General features: G+C 32.8%; 23 protein-coding genes. 18 read left to right on the forward strand and 5 right to left on the reverse strand.

The features are described 5' to 3' along the window. Window positions 1-69: 69 nt before the first annotated feature. From PBV87_RS09005 to PBV87_RS09030, 6 genes are all read left to right on the forward strand, one after another. A complete protein-coding gene (locus PBV87_RS09005; RefSeq protein ID WP_271011976.1) occupies window positions 70-909 on the forward strand; it encodes a CvfB family protein in 840 nt (279 codons plus the stop codon). Window positions 910-1053: 144 nt separating this feature from the next. Then, window positions 1054-2109: a [FeFe] hydrogenase H-cluster radical SAM maturase HydE gene (gene hydE, locus PBV87_RS09010; protein WP_271011977.1), complete on the forward strand. Its 1056-nt coding sequence runs from the start codon at window positions 1054-1056 to the stop codon at window positions 2107-2109. Between the two features lie 82 nt (window positions 2110-2191). Then, window positions 2192-3481 carry a branched-chain amino acid transport system II carrier protein gene (brnQ, locus tag PBV87_RS09015; protein WP_053983473.1) on the forward strand — a complete coding sequence of 430 codons (1290 nt, stop codon included), beginning with the start codon at window positions 2192-2194 and terminating at the stop codon, window positions 3479-3481. Between the two features lie 203 nt (window positions 3482-3684). Further along, a complete protein-coding gene (locus PBV87_RS09020) occupies window positions 3685-5256 on the forward strand; it encodes an HNH endonuclease (protein WP_271011978.1) in 1572 nt (523 codons plus the stop codon). A 96-nt stretch (window positions 5257-5352) separates the two neighbouring features. Beyond that, window positions 5353-6153 carry an SDR family NAD(P)-dependent oxidoreductase gene (locus PBV87_RS09025; RefSeq protein WP_053983475.1) on the forward strand — a complete coding sequence of 267 codons (801 nt, stop codon included), beginning with the start codon at window positions 5353-5355 and terminating at the stop codon, window positions 6151-6153. A gap of 80 nt (window positions 6154-6233) precedes the next feature. Beyond that, entirely contained in the window at window positions 6234-6944 is a 711-nt protein-coding gene (locus PBV87_RS09030; protein ID WP_271011979.1) for an N-acetylmuramoyl-L-alanine amidase, read from the forward strand. A 76-nt stretch (window positions 6945-7020) separates the two neighbouring features. Here the strand turns inward: PBV87_RS09030 and PBV87_RS09035 are convergent, their stop codons facing one another. Beyond that, window positions 7021-8202, reverse strand: a complete 1182-nt coding sequence (locus PBV87_RS09035; RefSeq protein WP_271011980.1) for an amidase domain-containing protein — start codon at window positions 8200-8202, stop codon at window positions 7021-7023. Between the two features lie 182 nt (window positions 8203-8384). Between PBV87_RS09035 and PBV87_RS09040 the strand changes: the two genes are divergently transcribed. The 3 genes from PBV87_RS09040 to PBV87_RS09050 all read left to right on the forward strand — a co-directional run bounded on the left by PBV87_RS09040 (window position 8385) and on the right by PBV87_RS09050 (window position 11308). Further along, the gene (locus PBV87_RS09040) at window positions 8385-8540 is read left to right on the forward strand and encodes a hypothetical protein (protein WP_271011981.1); all 156 of its coding nucleotides are present in this window, start codon (window positions 8385-8387) and stop codon (window positions 8538-8540) included. 155 nt (window positions 8541-8695) lie between these two features. Beyond that, on the forward strand, window positions 8696-9763 hold the full coding sequence (locus PBV87_RS09045) for a hypothetical protein (RefSeq protein WP_271011982.1): 1068 nt from the start codon (window positions 8696-8698) through the stop codon (window positions 9761-9763). A gap of 21 nt (window positions 9764-9784) precedes the next feature. Continuing rightward, on the forward strand, window positions 9785-11308 hold the full coding sequence (locus PBV87_RS09050) for a hypothetical protein (protein WP_271011983.1): 1524 nt from the start codon (window positions 9785-9787) through the stop codon (window positions 11306-11308). Between the two features lie 19 nt (window positions 11309-11327). Here the strand turns inward: PBV87_RS09050 and PBV87_RS09055 are convergent, their stop codons facing one another. The 3 genes from PBV87_RS09055 to PBV87_RS09065 form a co-directional block, all read right to left on the reverse strand. Beyond that, window positions 11328-12992, reverse strand: coding sequence for a recombinase family protein (locus PBV87_RS09055; protein ID WP_271011984.1), 1665 nt, complete (start codon window positions 12990-12992; stop codon window positions 11328-11330). A gap of 74 nt (window positions 12993-13066) precedes the next feature. Next, window positions 13067-13513 (reverse strand): ImmA/IrrE family metallo-endopeptidase, encoded by a 447-nt coding sequence (locus PBV87_RS09060; RefSeq protein WP_271011985.1) that lies wholly within the window; start codon window positions 13511-13513, stop codon window positions 13067-13069. Window positions 13514-13545: 32 nt separating this feature from the next. Then, window positions 13546-13911, reverse strand: coding sequence for a helix-turn-helix domain-containing protein (locus PBV87_RS09065; RefSeq protein ID WP_271011986.1), 366 nt, complete (start codon window positions 13909-13911; stop codon window positions 13546-13548). 146 nt (window positions 13912-14057) lie between these two features. Between PBV87_RS09065 and PBV87_RS09070 the strand changes: the two genes are divergently transcribed. From PBV87_RS09070 to PBV87_RS09090, 5 genes are all read left to right on the forward strand, one after another. Further along, window positions 14058-14252, forward strand: coding sequence for a helix-turn-helix transcriptional regulator (locus PBV87_RS09070; protein WP_271011987.1), 195 nt, complete (start codon window positions 14058-14060; stop codon window positions 14250-14252). Between the two features lie 41 nt (window positions 14253-14293). Continuing rightward, window positions 14294-14527 (forward strand): hypothetical protein, encoded by a 234-nt coding sequence (locus PBV87_RS09075; protein ID WP_271011988.1) that lies wholly within the window; start codon window positions 14294-14296, stop codon window positions 14525-14527. 121 nt (window positions 14528-14648) lie between these two features. Beyond that, a complete protein-coding gene (locus PBV87_RS09080; protein ID WP_271011989.1) occupies window positions 14649-15152 on the forward strand; it encodes a helix-turn-helix domain-containing protein in 504 nt (167 codons plus the stop codon). Window positions 15153-15218: 66 nt separating this feature from the next. Next, complete coding sequence (locus tag PBV87_RS09085) at window positions 15219-15356, forward strand: hypothetical protein (protein ID WP_271011990.1); 138 nt, start codon at window positions 15219-15221, stop codon at window positions 15354-15356. A 23-nt stretch (window positions 15357-15379) separates the two neighbouring features. After that, a complete protein-coding gene (locus PBV87_RS09090; protein WP_271011991.1) occupies window positions 15380-15652 on the forward strand; it encodes a hypothetical protein in 273 nt (90 codons plus the stop codon). Here the strand turns inward: PBV87_RS09090 and PBV87_RS09095 are convergent. Beyond that, window positions 15642-15893, reverse strand: a complete 252-nt coding sequence (locus PBV87_RS09095) for a hypothetical protein (RefSeq protein WP_271011992.1) — start codon at window positions 15891-15893, stop codon at window positions 15642-15644. The two genes, PBV87_RS09090 and PBV87_RS09095, sit on opposite strands and share 11 nt — an antisense overlap. A 185-nt stretch (window positions 15894-16078) precedes the next feature. Here PBV87_RS09095 and PBV87_RS09100 point away from each other — a divergent pair, with 185 nt between their 5' ends. Genes PBV87_RS09100 through PBV87_RS09115 form a run of 4 tightly spaced genes read left to right on the forward strand, consistent with a single transcriptional unit; the run spans window position 16079 to window position 18232 of the window. After that, window positions 16079-16210 carry a hypothetical protein gene (locus PBV87_RS09100; protein ID WP_271011993.1) on the forward strand — a complete coding sequence of 44 codons (132 nt, stop codon included), beginning with the start codon at window positions 16079-16081 and terminating at the stop codon, window positions 16208-16210. Beyond that, the gene (locus tag PBV87_RS09105) at window positions 16203-17126 is read left to right on the forward strand and encodes a DnaD domain-containing protein (RefSeq protein WP_271011994.1); all 924 of its coding nucleotides are present in this window, start codon (window positions 16203-16205) and stop codon (window positions 17124-17126) included. The genes PBV87_RS09100 and PBV87_RS09105 overlap by 8 nt, the downstream gene beginning before the upstream one ends. Beyond that, entirely contained in the window at window positions 17053-17904 is an 852-nt protein-coding gene (locus PBV87_RS09110) for an ATP-binding protein (RefSeq protein WP_271011995.1), read from the forward strand. Before PBV87_RS09105 ends, PBV87_RS09110 begins: the two co-directional genes overlap by 74 nt. Before the next feature lie 13 nt (window positions 17905-17917). Next, window positions 17918-18232, forward strand: coding sequence for a hypothetical protein (locus PBV87_RS09115; RefSeq protein ID WP_271011996.1), 315 nt, complete (start codon window positions 17918-17920; stop codon window positions 18230-18232). Window positions 18233-18236: the final 4 nt, after the last annotated feature.

An 18236-nucleotide genomic window follows, 5' to 3' on the forward strand; every position in this document is an offset into this window, starting at 1 on the left:
CTTTATGTCTTTACCAATTTGTGTTATACTACATCAATCAAAGGATTTATTGTAGTAAGGAGAAATAAAATGATCGTATTAGGTAAAGTACAAACACTCAAAGCTGTAAGAAGAACAGATTTTGGAGTTTATTTAAAAGAATTAGAAGAAACAAGTGAAGAAGAAGTATTTATTCCTCGTCAAGAAGTCGCACAAGATTTAGAAATGGGGGCAGAACTTTCTGTTTTTGTCTACCGTGACACAGAAGACCGCCTTATTGCTACTGTGCATATTCCCAAATTAACACTTGGTAATGTAGCTAAGCTCAAAGTAGTTGATGTCACTTCTATTGGAGCGTTCTTAGAATGGGGACTTCAAAAAGACCTCTTCTTACCATTCAAACAACAAGTGGGTAAACCACAAAAAGATCAAGAAGTACTCGTTGGTCTTTATATTGATAAAAGTGACCGTCTCTGTGCAACAATGAAAATTTATGACATGTTAAAATGTGATGCACCGTACAAGCAAAATCAAAGTGTTAGTGGGATTGTTTATAGCATTAAGCCAGAACTAGGGGCTTTGGTAGCTGTTGAAGATGGTTACCATGGTCTTATCCCTACTAATGAAATGATGAATTCTATCCGTGTAGGAGATCAACTTAACGTGCGTGTTAAGAACATTCGTCCAGATGGTAAACTGGTTTTAAGCTTACGTAAACAAGCTTTCCAACAAATGGAGGATGATGCCACTAAAGTTATGAACCTACTTGAAGCTCAAGGTGGTACATTGGCTTTAGGAGATAAGAGCTCTCCACAAGAGATTAAAGCACAACTTGGCATCAGTAAAGCTTCTTTCAAACGTGCTATAGGACGTCTTTTAAAAGAAGGAGCCATTTCACTTACAGACACAGGTATCAAACGTAACTGGTAGTCCATTTAATCCCGTATTTGAGATAAGTCTTATAAAGACTTACTGAAATACGGGATTTTTCTATATAAGAAGATAGATAGATGCTATAATATTATATAATTGTATAAAATTTAAGTCGTTTGCTAAGAATAAACGGAGGTAGTTATGGAAGCAACAAAAAGTTTTTTATTACTTCAAAAGCTTTATGAAACTCATGATTTATCGAAGGAAGAATGGCTTTATCTACTTGAACATTATACGGATGCATTAGCATGTAGCGCACGTGAACTTGCACATCAAGTAAGCACACATTATTTTGGAAAACGGGTTTATTTAAGAGGGCTTATTGAGTTTACAAATATTTGCCATAGGCACTGTCTTTATTGTGGACTTAGAAGTGAAAATGAAAATGTCGTACGCTATCGCCTAGATCAAGAGACCATTCTTGCATGTTGTGAAGAGGGGTATAAGTTAGGTTATCGTACCTTTGTTCTTCAAGGAGGTGAAGATACTTATTTTACGGATGAGCGTATAGAAGCATTGGTAAAAGGTATTCATGAGAGATATCCTGATTGTGCAATTACCCTCTCAATAGGTGAACGTAGTTATGCGTCTTATTTACGATTCTACCAAGCGGGTGCAAGACGTTTCCTATTGCGCCATGAAACAGCTTCTAAACAGCTTTATGAATCCCTCCATCCTCATATGAGCTTTGAACACCGTATAAAATGCTTAAAAGATTTAAAAACTATAGGCTATCAAGTAGGAGCGGGATTTTTAGTAGGCGTACCAGGGCAAACTATGGAGGATTTAGTAGAGGATTTTTGTTTCCTAAAACAATTAGATCCCCATATGGTAGGTATTGGTCCTTTTATGCCACAAAAAGATACACCTCTTGGTAACTTTACGAGTGGAACAGCTGAGTTTACAACCTTCTTATTAAGTTTGATTCGTTTGATGCTTCCAGATGTATTATTGCCAGCGACAACAGCTCTTGCAACACTTGATCCTAAAGGTGGTGAAATGGGGCTTTTATCAGGCGCAAATGTTGTTATGCCAAACTTATCCCCTATAGAAGTAAGGCACCAGTATGCCCTTTATGATGGAAAAGTCTATGTGGGAACAGAGTCTGCACTTTGTCAGCAACAAATCTTAAATAATATAGAAAATGTAGGATTTATACCTGATTTTTCTATAGGTCATAGTCCACGTTGTTGCTAACTTATATTTGACATACTCATCAAATATGCTATAAAGGATAAGACGGAATAATTATACATAAACAGCATAAGGAGTAGACATTATGAAAAAAAATCAATCCATGCAAGAAATTATCATCTTAGGATTTGCCTTATTTGCCATGTTTTTTGGATCAGGTAACCTTATATTTCCACCTTTTCTAGGACGCTTAGTCGGTGAACAATACTTAGTTGCATGTATAGGCTTTATCGCTATGGGTGTCGGTTTGCCACTTTTAGGTGTTATGGCAACAGCTAAAGCTGATGGTCAGTTTCACCTTGTTGCCGAACGTGTTGGAAAGGTATTTTCTATTGTTTTAATGACAGCACTCATTTTAGCAATAGGACCATTTCTTGCAATCCCAAGAACAGCAGCAACAACTTTTGAAATGAGTATTAGGCCTTTTTTACCAAACTTAAGTCCTGTTATTGTCATTGCACTTTACTTTTGTTTAACATTATTTTTTGTTTTTAAACCTGGAAAAGTGATTGATGTCATTGGGAAGTTTTTAACACCAGCTTTATTAGTTATCTTAGCTATTATCATTATTAAAGGTATTTTCATTCCAATTGGTCCTTTAACTGAAAATACAATAGAACATGTCTTTACAACTTCTCTTATTGAAGGATACCAAACCATGGATGCTCTTGCAGCGGTATGTTTTGGCGGGCTGATTGTTGCTAATCTTAAGCAAAAAGGTTATTCAGATACATCGAGTATTATTAAAGCAACACTAAAATCTTCTCTGATTGCTTTAGTAGGATTAGGACTTATTTATGGAGGATTAATCTTTGTTGGCGCCCATACTTCAACTCTTGTAGGTGAGTATGAAAAAACAGCACTTGTTATAGAAATTACACGTCAAATTCTTGGTGAGATGGGTGCAGTTTTCTTAGCTTTAGCAGTAGGACTTGCTTGTTTAACAACTTCTATTGGGCTCACAACAACAGGTGCAAACTATTTTTCAAATCTCTCTAAGGGAAGACTCTCTTATAATCTTGTAGCAGTCTTAATCAGTTTATTAAGTTTTGCGATTGCCTTACTTGGAGTAGACAATATTGTTGGTTTAACCGTTCCAGTTCTTAAGATTCTTTATCCAATGATTATTGTATTAGTCATCTTTACATTAGCAGGAAAAGTAGTAGATGATGATAGAATTTATCGTATCACTACCTATGTAACACTTATTGTCTCTATACTTGATGTACTAGGACAAAGTTTTAAAATCGAATTCTTACAAAATATTATAAGCTATTTACCTTTTGCAGCCTATGATTTTAGCTGGCTTATACCAGCCGTAGTTGCTTTAATTCTTACCAAATTCTTTGTAATATTTAAAACAAAAAAAGCATAAAATTAAAAAGCAGTTTAAGCAGTTTAATAAACTTTGAAAGAGTTTTTAAACTGCTTTATTCTTGAAAGTTGAATAAACATTTTTCTTTTTTATCATACTAGTGGAGTAACCCTTTCCGTTAATTCGTGTGAAATAATTATTGACATCTCTTAAGTTGTGCATTAGTCTAATAAGGTTAAAACAAGAAAGTTAGAGGACGAAACATGAATCAACAAGACATTATACTTAAAAAAGCCTTTCATGAGGAAATGATCGCACTTTACAAACGTATTGTCAAAGAGCTTAAATATAAATCACCACGTTTGCTTGAAATGATTAATAAGTATGGTGGGTATGAAGCAGCTATTAAAATTCTCCCAACAGATGCCCATACATTTGATTTTACTTTACTCTGGGAGCAACAGCGCCTAGATCTATCTATTGAAGCCTTAGTGACTAAAGAAAAATACCAACCCCTTTTCCCAGATGATGTCGTAAAACTTTGTCAGCGTAGATTGGACGAATATAATTACGCACCTAATCATATTGAAGAAGAGGTAGAAGAAGAGATTACACCTTTTGTAGAAGACTTATCCCTTTTAAAAGAAGAGCTTCTTAACATGCCAAAAGAACAAGAGCCAGAGCCACTTATAAGTGAAGATTATATGGCAAAACCTATTTTAGCTGCTGATTGGGCAGACCTTTTTATGAAAACAACGATTTTCACCAAAATGAATCAAGACCTTATTCTAAAAATGTATAGTTTAGGAAGTCTTAATATCACACCAGAATTATTAGCGGAATTAGAAGGGTACTCTTCTAAATACCCATTTTATGAAGTTATTCTCTCTCTTTGTAAACGTATCAAAGCTGCCCTTAAAATTGAAGTACCAAAAAATGATGATGGTAAACTTCTTTGGTGGCAGTTACTCTTTACAGGTTATTATGAAAACAATCAAAAATTCTGTTTTAACCTTCGTATTGAATTAGACCAGGCACTTACAATGCTCATGGAAGAAAAGATGATTACACAAGTAGAGCGTGAACAGGCTCCAAATTATGAAACTTTAGAAGTTGAAGCTATTTTCCCACCAACTCCAGTGGACCTAGAAAACGAAGAGGCTAAAGCATCTAAAAAGTCTATCTTTAGTGAAACAGGTCAATTACCTTCTTTAGATGACTTTATTGACTTTCTTATTGATGATACGCCAAAAGAGGTTAAACCTGCACCAACTCAAACACAAGAACAGCCTCAAACACAAACACCTTCTAAGCCTCCAATGATGGCATATCACAGTGATACACACGAAAGTGAAGCTTTTGAAAGTGAAAAGCAAGATGAAATTGTAGCTGATGAAGTAGCGGTTGAAGTTGAAAGACAAGAAGAAATACCAGTCATACCAACAGCACCAGTTAAGGTTGAACCTATTACTGAAGTTCTACCAGAGTCCACAGCAGAAGAAGTCTCTATAGATGTAGTCCCTAAAGAAATAGTATCTGAAGTAGCCCCTGAAACGAATACTATATGGGAAGAAAAGAAAGCCGAATGTCTAAGCTACTATGGTGCAGTATGTGACCTTTGTGGTTTTGACTTTGGATATACTTATGGTCTAGAGTTTGAAGGACTGATTGAAGTGCATAACTTACAACCTGAAAAAAATCTAGAATCTATTGATCCTCATCAAGACTTAATCCCTATTTGTCGCAACTGTAAAACTGTACTTCATGCAAGAACACCACATTTTACAGTAGAAGAAGTGAAAACTTTTATTGCAAAAGCTCAAGACGCAGAATAATTCTGCGCCTTGTTTGTTTCTCGCTCTTCCTATGCTATACTTAATATTAGATTTTGACTATTATACATAAGTGAGTTTGAGTAGGGAGGGATTATCATGAGAACAGCACTTATTACAGGTGCAACTAGTGGAATAGGACTAGCTTATGCTCAAGCATTTGCCGAAAGAGGTTATCAACTTATTCTAACAGGACGTAGGCAAGAAAAGTTAGAAGAAATAGCACATACCTTAAGTCATACCTATCATATTCCAGTTACAATTTGTGTCGTAGACTTTAAAGATACAAAGGCATTTGAACGCTTTAGTGATTTTATTAAGGCTCAAAAAGATATTGAGATTCTTGTTAACAACGCTGGTTATGGATTAAAAAAATCTTTCATAGAAGATGAATTAGAGACTCAACTTGAAATGCTTCAAGTTCATATTACAGCAAGTGTAACCCTTGCACATCTTGTTGCAAATCAACTTAAAACAGCACATAAAAATGGGTGTATTATTAACGTTTGTTCCCTTGCTGCGTTTACACCATTACCTTCATCGGCTATGTATTGCAGTACCAAACAATTTCTTATTAAGTTCTCTGAATCCTTAGCAATGGAACTTAAGCCTTATAATATCCAAGTACAAGCACTTTGCCCAGGGTTTGTACATACAGATTTTCACAGTCGTTTAGATATCTCAGAAGAAGCATGTAAAAACTATGGTATTATTACTTGGGGAACACCAGAAGAAGTTGTTAAAGCTTCTTTACGTGGCCTTATTCATCATCAGGTGTTTGTCATTCCAGGCGGTTTCAACAAACTTTGTTACAATCTTCTAAAATGGATACCACGCCCTCTTTATTTAGAACTTGTAGGTCGTTATAGTGGTCAGTTCAGTTCAAAAAACAAAGAGTAGGCATAATAATCCTCCTTTTTACACATTTTAAAAGTGTTAGTGCGATAACATTATAAAATGTACAAAGGAGGATTTATTTTATGCACAAACTTATGCTTAAGCTTTTTATACCAATGATTCTTATTTTTAGTAGTCTTACTGTCTATGGTGCTGAGCCTACAAAACCCTTTATTGTATGTATTGATCCAGGGCACCAAGCTAAAGGGGATGGCAAAAGTGAACCTATAGCACCTGGAAGTGGCAACTGTAAAGCACGTGTTTCTTCAGGTACAGCTGGTGTAGGTACTAAGAAGGCTGAATATGTTGTCAACCTTGAAGCTTCAATGATTCTTAAACAATTGTTAGAAGAAAAAGGGTACACCGTATATATGACACGTGAATCTCATGATGTGAACATAAGTAATGCGGAACGTGCAACTTTTGCCAATAATAAAGGGGTACAAATGACCATTCGTATTCACTGTGATAGTATAGGGAATGGTGGGAAAACAGGTGCAACACTTCTTGTACCTTCAAAAGAGAGCCGTTATACTTCAAATATCTATGAACCAAGTTTTAAATTTGCTTCAGTTTTAAAAGAAAAGTTGGGATCTAAAGGGGTTAAAGTGAATGGAATTTTTGAAAGGGCAGATATGACCGGTTTTAACTGGTCTAAGGTACCTGTTGTTATCTTTGAAATGGGCTTTATGAGCAATTACAACGAAGACCGTATGCTTAGTGACCCATCTTACCAAAAGAAATTAATGGAAGCTGTTGTTGAAGCTTTAGACACTTATAAAGAAGCTCTATAATTTTAAAGTTATATAAATTGATAAAAAGTAGCCTTATACTGATAGAGTACAAGGCTACTTTTTTTAGCAGTAAATTTTAATAGTGCACATCAATAAGATGGAAAGTAATTGATTTGTTACTCCAACCTAAATCATAAGGGACAAGAAGTCTATCTGTATTATGACAAGTGACAAGTGGATAACCTTTAGAATCTAGTCCTGTTACAGTAGAAACATGGGTAATACGTCCTTTCTTTTCATAAGCTACAATATCACCTGGTCTTAACTGATAAGCAGCTTTATAGACTTCTTTATAGCTACCTTTAGCAATGCAAGAACCACGACCACTATTCACAAGATAGTTTTTAAGAGCTTGAGCATTGACCCATGCTTTTGTACCATCATTAGTATAGTTCCAAGTATTATTTTTTTTGAACTTACCCCCCTCATGAAGTATCTGAGAGGCAAAGTTTGCGCAGTCTCCTCCACGAGGATTACAATTTAAATAGTTTTTATTATATTTAAATAAATACTCGCCATCTCCAATTCCACAATATTTATGGGCATAATCAATGGCATTTTGGGTACGTTCATCAGGTGTGTATTCAGGCGCTTTATGATCTGCAATATAACTTTTCATTTCTGCAGATTTTTCCTCTGTAATATCTAGTGAATCTGCAAAAGGATCTGTATACCATTCTTTCACAATAAGATAATTTTCACCATGTTCTTTGAGATGGATATAGTGTGATGTTCCAAGTCTAAAATGTGTAATATTATCAGGATCATCATTATAACTGTAACTAAATTCTGTACTTATATTACAAGTCATCCCATATAAGCCATCTCCACGATCACGTACTTTACGCATATGGAGTGTAGAGTGAATATCTTGGAAAGTAACGCCTTGCTTATCTGCCCATTTATGCAAATATTCGCTTTTAATCTCTTCATTTTCAAAAGCATAAAGCCCTGTTTTAATGCTTGTATTATAGAGACTTTTTAAACCTTCTACATTAGCATCTAACATATAAGCATTACGTTTTGTAATAATACCTTCTAAAAGATCTTTAAACTTAGCGGTAAGCTCCTCTTCGGAAAGAGTAGGAGGCGCTTGGGGAGTAGCTTCTTCCTCTTCGGGTGTTTCTTCTTTTAAAGATGGAAGTTCGATCTCAATAGGTAAATCTTCGGAGTAATTAATTGGCTCTGCATAAAGTTGTGAAACACTGCTTGCTCCTACCCACAACAATGTTAGTAATGCCCAAATTTTTGAATTCATAGAGAAAAATTTCATAGGCATACTCCTTTCTCAATCATAACTGCTTACTTTATAGGTTTTGTAGATTTAATTATTTTATAGATGGAAAATATGTGAAGTAACCTTTTTTATTAGGAGTAGAAAGGTTATACTAAATAGTGGTATAATAAACGTCGAATAACTAATGAAATTGGAGGTTAATCATGGGAAAAAGACAAGAAATAGAAATTTCAACGACTGAAGCTAAAAGACAAATGGATATTATTTCCCAATTATCACATCATATACGAGACAAAAATCTTAAATTCTGTATTACAACATTTGGTTGTCAAAAGGTGTCAGTAAATACGATTTCTTAGTCTAAAAATTAATAATTGATATGTGTTTATAAGTATATTAAAATAAAAAAAGAACCCTAGTGATTGGCGGTACCCAGGATTCTTTAATATAAATATATTCTATGTGGTATGTATTATATCATGCATCCTTTAGAATATAAAGGGGGATTATAGAAATGAATATAATATATAGCGAATTTTACAATGTAGACGTAAAAAATCAAAAGATTGAAAGCAAAGAAATACCAGATGATTTTCAGCAATATATTAGTAAACTAATAGAATCTGTTACAAGCAATACACGAACTCGTCAATATAAAACGCGTTCAAACACCACAGAGGTCATTAATTGTATAAATACAATGCTGCTAGATGTAATTAATAATACCCATGAAAACTTTTCAAGAACGCATGAATTTATTATTTCAATAGTTAATAGATTGTTAAGATGTGAGTTAGAAGCTCAAGAACAAATCAAAGGCACAGGGAATACAGTTTTAGTTGGGAGTCTAATTATTTCATTAGTAGAGATGGATATAGAAGACAAACAAAGCTATATGTGTATAATATCTAAAGTTGATAATAATGGTTTTATTGACATTACAGATTTAAAACGTAGACAAGGATTCTCAAGTGAAGAGTTTCGTATTTGGAGGAGTACGGTTATTTCGTTTGAAATAGAAGAAGATATGCTGATATTGGATGATATTTATGTTTATCTAGACAGGTCAGTATCTTATTGGTGTAATACATTTCTGGAAATAGACGAAAAAATAAATGATGAAGTAAATACAGATTTAGCATTTAAAAGTGTGCATACAGCTTTAGCTAGATCTTTAAAGACAAATGCACCAACAGATTATACGATATTAAAAAATCACTTAATTACGTATATGAGAAGAGATGTTCTCATAGACTACGATGAAATGATTAATTCTATGTTGGATGAGTATGTTCCCTATCAAGTGGAGGCAGATAAGTTAGCTAAACTCAAGAGTAATTTATTGAATTTACCTGCGTCTAAAGGATTTGAAAAACAGTTTAACTCTATACCAAAACGCATAAAATCTAGAATGAGAAGTGTATATAAGGTTAGCCAAGGTATTACTCTTAAGATAGATTTTAATGCTGAAAATATAGATGAAATGATATCATCAGAAAATGGTCATGATGGACACCACTATCTTAAGATAAGAGTTGAAGATGAACAAACATATCGTTCATTTATTAGAAATAGAAATTAAGTACTTAAAGGAGGCCAAGGGATGAATTTATTAGATGAATTATTGAGTTTATTTAGTATAGATGAAGTATGTGTTTCTGAAAGAATATCTATATTAGAGGCCTCCTTTAAAATATCTAGAGATGATGTTCCTACATATAGGTGTGTTAAAGAAGTTATAAATAAATTCCCTAATAGAGATACGGTAACAATTACTTTAAGTGATATACTTGATAATTTCTGTAGAGTAAATAGCTCAGAGGAAAATGAAGACAAATTCTTAAGGTTTGTTCAAGAGTTAGAAGATGAAGATGAAGTAGATATTAAAGTTTCTATTGAAAAGACAATATCAAACAATATACTTTCTGTTTATAATTTTAATAGCTTTAGTAAAGAATTGTTAAATGGAAATTTAGTAAACATTATAGATAGATTTTCTTATATCCTAAAACAAACACCATATGTTGTATTTGAAATGTTTGATAATCAGCAATCCTTTTCAAGTGAAACAATGGTCTTTAGGTCGTACTCTCCATCAAAAACTATATTTGATTTTGATAGACAGGACAAATTGAATAGCTGCAAAGCAGGTGCATATTTTTATGGAATAGAAGAATATCCATTGCTACCAGAGGACTTTCATTTAAATTGTACCTATGAAGGTAACCCGTTTAATGGATATTTTAGTAAGATAGAAACTATTTTTGCCTTAGCATATATAAGTAATTCGGCCAATATCATTAATAATATATTCAACATTCAAATATGTGGACAAAGAAATTTTTCCATATCTTATGACTTAAGTAATGATAATATGATTACACACTGTAAAGAGTTATATTCTATTTATAAATGGATTTATACAGATGGGAATGTCATTGACAAAGCAATTTTAGCTAGAAATGTTATAAGTTTACATTGTAAATTTGTAGATTTACTTGCATTGGATGATACCACATTGTCATCAATTAAATCAAATTATGCAATGTATTTGAAAAATAATATTGAGCAGTATATTGAAGTTAAGAATAAGGTATCAGATTATATATTTGATTTTTGCAATAGAATAGGGGAAGTGGTTGTTACAGTTATACATAAATTTAGAAATAATGTAATAGCCATCTTTACTTTCTTACTTACTGTTTTTTTTACTAATCTAGCTTCAAGTGATATTATAGCAAACATATTTTCATCTGAAGTTAAATTTGTAATCAATATAATTATTGTGGGATCTATTATATATCTAGGATTAAGTGTTTATGAAATAATAATAACTATGAGTATACAAAAAGAGGCTTATGAAAAGCTTAAAAATACTTATGGAGATTTATTAGATGATAAAGATCAAAAAGAAATTTTTAAAGAAGATGAATTTATTAATACTAAAATAAAATCAACCTGGAAACAAGTAAGGGTGTTAATTGCAATTTGGGTAATTACATTAGTAATGCTAGGCGTTATTTTTAATTTTAAAATTATAGGAAAGACTATTATATCCAATAAAAATTCTCAAAACAATTCAATCACTACAACTACTCAAGTACAGGTAGAAAAACAAGAGCCATAGGGTAATCCTATGGCATTTTCTAATATATAAATCTATTAATTAATCCATTATGAAATAGTATACTTATTACTTTTCCATCTTTTACAATAATCTCTTTTATGATCGAAACTATAAAATTTCTTAAAGTCCCCTTATCTATCCTTTCTAGTAATTCTTTTAATTGTATCTTTTCTTGGTTATTTAGTTGGGTGAGTAACATAAAGTTAGAAAGCTTTTGTAGGTCGGTTATATCAGAAGTAGAAGTATGATTAGAAGAATGTTTCAATTTTTTATTAGTGGCATCAAGCTCATCTTTTAAGGCTTTCTGTTGGACTAGAAACTCTTTTTCAGATATGCCTTCTTCATCAAATAGATATAGTTTTTTTAGTCTTTCTAGAGCACGTTCAAGCTTTTCTTTTTGACCAATTAATAATTCATAGTCATAGAGCTTTGACTCCATTCCTTCAAGGTTATCGAGTTGCTCATAAAACACATCTTTATTTTGATTATATAAAACAGACATATAGGTATCTTGTAAATAGGTCTTATCTAAGCTTTTTACTTTCTTTAATGAATCACCTGATAACAATTCCTTTTCAAAAGACTCTATGCTTGAATGAGTATTAATATTATTTGTTGCCCTCATAAAGTTAGCAAGATAGGTAAGTACAAAATTACCTATTTTATCATCATTTCCCATTTTAGATTGACAGCCTAGTGCACGCATCCTACTTTGACATCTATATTTAGAAGGAGCATAGCCATCTTTTCTAGCACGATCTTTACTGGCGATAAATGGCCTGCCACATTCAGCACACTTTAAAATATTACTAAATATATGTGTATGCACATTCCCTCTAAATTCACTTGTATTCCTTTCTGCATTTGTATCCATAATCAAATTACATTTATTCCATTGTTCAACAGAAATAATAGCAGGGTGATTATCATCTATAATGATCCATTCATCTTCAGGTTTAATCTTTCCACGAGCAGTTTCACGATAATTATATCTATAGGTACCCTTATAAAAAGGATTTCTAATAATATCTACTACTGTCTTACTCGTCCATTCCCCACCACGTTTGGTTTTAAACATATTTTGGTTTAAAAGTTTCATTACTTGAAAGGCTGATTTTGTATCTTCATAGGTGTTAAAAATATATTTTACGATTTTCGCCTCATTTACGTCCACTACGGGGAATTTACTATCTGGTGGCATAATATATCCTAAAGGGCAGTTTGCGCCATTCCAGAGCCCTTTTTCTGCCCTAGAGAGCATAATAGAAGATACCCTTTCAGCAGTCAACTTTCTTTCTAGCTCAGCAAAGACTAGTATTATTTTGAGCATGGCCTCTCCCATAGCAGAAGAAGTATCGAACTGTTCATTTTTACTAATAAATGTAACAGAGTATTTTTTAAGCTCATCATACATATCACTAAAGTCTTTTAGATTCCTACTAATACGATCTATTTTCCATACTAGAAGATGAGAGAACTCTCCTAATCTAATCTTATTAAACATAGATTGAAAAGCAGGCCTATCCGTATTTTTAGCAGAGTACCCCGCATCTTCAAAGACCTCAAAATCAGAAATACCTAAAGCATATTGGGCATAGTTTATTAATTCTTGTCTTTGAAAGGGCAAAGAATCCTTATCTATTTGATGATGTGTACTTACTCGTATATAGAGAGCGGCTTTCATAAAAATCCTCCTTTATCGAATGTATGTTCGTATAAACATTAAAAATAATAGAGCCAAGTGCTCTTTATGTATTGTTATAAATCAAAACCCTCTTTTATATTTGAATATGCATTTAAAATTTCAAGTAATTCACTAGGTAAAGAGTTTTCGTAAGCTTGAAAATAAGAACGAAGAAGAAGTACTGCAAAATAATTGGCTTCTCGTTCATATATATTGTTAGTGATAAAAGTTTCGTGGGAATCAGTGTGATAAATACCCTTTTCATATTTCATGATATAAGTATTATTAGAATGCATAAGCGCATGGCCTAGCTCATGCGCTATAACAAATAGCATGAGAAATTCATTAAGTAATTGATTAATAACAATGTATTTTATTTCATCAATTTTAATAAAGTATCCTTTTGTTTCCTCATAAAAGTCAAATTCCACATGAATATTTTCAAATTTAGCTAAATCCATAGGATTACTAGTTCCATGTTTGTGAACTAGCTCCCTTACTAATTCTCTTATATATTTCATGATGTTACCCCGTTATCATTTGTAAAAATTAATTATTTATCAGATTGATTTTGCTTTTCTTTAGCGTCCCAATAAAGTTCACTAATTTTTCTATAGATAGCATCCCTATCCTTTTCGGAAGCATCCATAAATTGAATACGTACGTTTTCCATGAAATCATCATGTTCTTGCTGTTCTTTTTGAACAATATCTTTTTGGATGACCCTTCCTAGCAAAAAATCAGTTGTTACATTAAAGTATGCAGCAAGATCTTTTATTACTTTTTCATCTTTTGGGAAACGATTATTGGACTCATAATACCCTATAACTCTATCAGATATTCCTATAACTTCTCCTAATTGTTTTTGAGTAATACCTTTTTCTAATCTTAACTTTTTTAATATATCGCCGAATAACATATTCTATCACCTCAGAAAAAGTATAACATATTGTTCGATAAACAAAATAATATCGAACAAAAAATTCTAAAAAACTATTGACATAGAACAAAATGTTCTGTATTCTAATTATAGAACAAAACATTCGATTAAAGGAGGTAAGGATTTTGGTAGAATGTAAATTAAAATTTTATCGAAAAGAGTCAAAGCTTACGCAAGAAGAATTGGCTGAAAAGGTAGGAGTACATAAAGATTATATTTCGATGATTGAGAGAGGGAAAAGAACTCCTGGGTTTTCACTATCAAAAAAAATTGCTGATGTATTAAATGAATCAATAGAAAACATTTTTTTTAAGGAATAATCGAACAAAATATTCGATTGCCTTGTAAACAAGGAGATATTATGACAATAGAACAATATTACAAAAAAATAGGTGTTAAAAATCATGATGAATTTTTAGCATTAAAAGAAAAGATATGGAGCAATGCTAAAAATGATTGTAATGAACAATTTAAAGCTTTGGGTATAGAGAACTTTGAAGATTTTATCAAATGGTATGACAACAATTACAAAGGCATCCCTATTGGGGTATTTGTAAATCCTGTACCTGAACAATACAAAGTACAATCTGAATAATAACAATTAGGTAATTATTTATTTGACTATAGTCTATAAGTTTTAAATTAGCTAGGGAATACAAAGTACAAATCAATCACATTACATATGTACAGATTAATGTACAGAAAGGATGAAAACAATGAAAGTAAATGGATTTAGAAAAAGACTTTACGAAGCACGTAAGGCTAAAAAATTATCACAGCTAGATGTTGCACTTGAGCTTGGAGTTGAAAGGGCGCGTATTAGTGAATGGGAAAATGGAAAAGTTGATTTAAGAATTGAAACAGTAATTAAGCTAACACGTATCTATGAAGATCCAGAGGTATACACCTTGTATATGAGAGAAGAACATGGAGCTGATGATTTGGTTCCATCTTTTCCTAATACATATCAAAACTTTAATGACTTAAGATTGCTAGCATTAGATATGCAGAATGAATTTAATGATGTTGTAGAAGAAATTCCTAAACTAATGAGGATTTTCCGAGATGGGAAGATAGATGATAGTGAAAAGGTTGATTACCAACATTCATTGGAACAGATACAAGAACTATTTGCAGTAATGTTCCCAATAATAATCAGAGAAGGAATGCAAAAGAAAAAAGCCCTCCAAGACGGCAATCTTGAAAGAGCTTATGTATAAAACAACAAATTGGTGACACTAGTATAGCACGTTTTTATATTGGTGTCAAAGGGAGAGAATTGAATAATGACAGTCAGAGAAAAAAGAGCACTTAAAAGAAATCTTAGCAGATGGTTTGACCAAGCTATGAAGTGGGTATTAGAAGTTTCAGTAATAATTGTAATGGGTACAAGCTTCATGCTAGGGCTTTGGTGCTGTATTTAATAAATATTAAAGGGAGACGTATTATGAAGAATGTATCCATTGGAGAATTAAAAAAAGAATATTCTCAAAAAGAAATAGGTTTTTATACTTTAAAAGATCCTAAAGAGCGTATGGAGTGTTTTAAAGAACAAAAAGAGATACTTGAATTAATCAGTAAAAAGGAAAAAGAAATTGCCTATCAATTTGCTGTAACACTTCAGGAATTAGGAATAACAACAAATGAGGCAATTTCAATTTTAGATAACTCTAAAGAAATTATACTAGGTAGCTTGTTTAGTATAGTGTCTAATGATTAGGTTTTACAGGCTTATAAGTTGCATTCGGGTTTGAATCGTTAAGAATAAGAAGCTGCATCTTTTCAGCATATCTGCAACGATTACCAACATTAGCACCAGCTAAACAACAGTAACTTAGCGCACCATAAGACTTGCAGACTAGAGAGACACAACAGTCCTTTTCATATTTTTCTTGTTTTGATTCATCTACATATGTATGGTCGAATAAATCAGTTTCAATTAATTCATGCGGTTGTTTCATTTCAACACCACCTTTCATTTTATATTAGTCAAGCTACTGCGAATAGCTTGTACTAATATTATAAATGGATTGGTGTACAAAATAAAAGGGTTGCTTGAAGCGTCAATAATAGCTGCGATAGGTACAAGCTTTATGCTTTATCTTTGGTGTTGTATTTAATATATAAGTTTTAGGAGGCTTACATTATGAAAGAATTAGTAGGCACAACATTGCTTGCATTAGGTGTTATAATAGGACATTTTTCATGTAGGCTAGGACAAGTTATTAAACGTAAGGAATTAGAAAAAGGTAAGAAAGGAGGATTTTTGCATGAGTAAATTGCTATTTGATGAAGCACCATTAGTAGTTGATACAGTATTGGCTACTAAGATAGGCGTAGATGCAGCATTAGTACTTCAACAGATCCATTACTGGATAGAAATAAACCGTAAGAAAAACAATAATTTTCATGAAGGATCTTACTGGACCTACAATTCAATTAAAGAGTGGAATAAGTGTTTTCCTTTTTATGGAGAGAGAACTATTCAAAGAATTTTTAAAAAACTTAAAGATTTAGGCATATTAAAAGTAGGTAATTTTAATATAGCTAAATTTGATAAAACCAGTTGGTACAGCATTGATTATGATAGGTTAACCCAAGTTGTTGAAGGAAACAAAGAAGAAGTTGAACCATCACGACAAAATGGCGTAATCGAAGAAACGAAAAGTGCAAACGATGGTGACAAAATGGCGCAACGAGAACGACAAATTGGCGTAACGACGGCGACAGAATGGCGTAACGAAGACGACAAAATGGCCGAACCTATACCAGAGATTTCTACAGAGATTTCTACAAAGACTTCTACAGAGGCATCATCGGCATCTAAGTTAGATGATGATAGAGGTAAAAAGAATAGAGAAGGTGTACAAAAAGTATTTGAGTTTTTTGAGAGCAATTTTTATCTACCAAAACAATACGATGTAGAAGTTATGATCTCCTGGTGTAAAAATTATCCCATCCCAATTATTTTAGAAGCTATGAAAGAAGCTAAAAGATATAATGCTCGAAATTTAAATTACATAGAGTCCATTCTTATTACGTGGACAAATGAAGGTATTGCGACAGTAGAAGCTTTAGAGAGTTATAAGATAGCTAAGGTGACTAAAGGGGGGAAGAATGATGGAAGCAGTAAATCAAATATTAGTGCAGATGGATCAAACGATAAGTACTCCAACGTTGGACTTAGTCTGTAATATATGTCCTAAATGTGGAACACCTACTGAGCACATTGTTAAGTTATTTGGCAAAAAGAAAAAAGTAGGGGTGAATTGCAGGTGTAAAGCGTTAGAGCTACAAGAAAAAGAGGAATTAGAACGTTATCAAGAGCAGATGAGAAAATTGGAGAGGTTAAGAGCGTGTTCTCTTATGGATGAAAGCTTTAAAAATAGCAAGTTTGAGAACTGGGAGCATACAGCACTTAATCAAAAAATGTTTGAATTAGGCAAGGAATATTGTGATAACTGGGAAAAAATGAAAGCAGAAAATATTGGAATGACTATTTGGGGTGATACAGGTATAGGCAAAACTTATTTAAGTTTTTGTATCGCCAATGAACTGTTATCAAAAGGTGTATCTGTTATTGCAACAAGTAGCATTAATTTAATTAATCAAATCTATGAAAGCTATGGCAGAGTTGGAGCACTTGGAGAGGTTGAAATTATAAGACAGTTTGAACATGCAAGTCTTGTAATTATAGATGACCTTGGGGCAGAACATAATGGCAAGAGTGGAAAAGAAAAACAGATTATTTACTCAGTTATAGATGCCAGAGTAAGGGCAAAGAAGCCACTTATTATCACAACCAATTTATCTACAGAGCAGCTAAGAAACAAGATGGTAGGAGTAGATGGTGTTGAACGAACTTATGACCGAATGATGGAAATATGCCCACCGGTTAAAGTGAAAGCAGAGCCTCGTAGACAGGCTATAGGGGTAAAAAAGACAGCTATATTAGGGAGCTTATTGAACTAGGGAGGTAAAGTAAATGAATATGACATTAGGATGCAGAGAAGAAGTAAACAAAGTGTGGTTTTATTATCTCATGGATGGCACAAAGCTAACCAAAGAAGAATGGACAAGCATTGTTAAAAGGCATATCAAAGAGTATGGGAATGAAGAAGTTCTCAATAAGCTTATGGGCACAATTAAGTTATGGAATAAAAAAGATTCTATTGAAGATGTAGCCTTACATGTTTATGCAGGACAGTATTGTTCAGATGTGCAGCAAGTAGCAAGAAGAGTAAAAGGGATAAAGTATGAATCTAGCAAAGTAGAATGCGAGCAACTTAAGTTAGCATAGGAGG

Source organism: Holtiella tumoricola (genome assembly GCF_027857615.1).
Taxonomy (GTDB): Bacteria; Bacillota; Clostridia; order Lachnospirales; family Cellulosilyticaceae; genus Holtiella; species Holtiella tumoricola.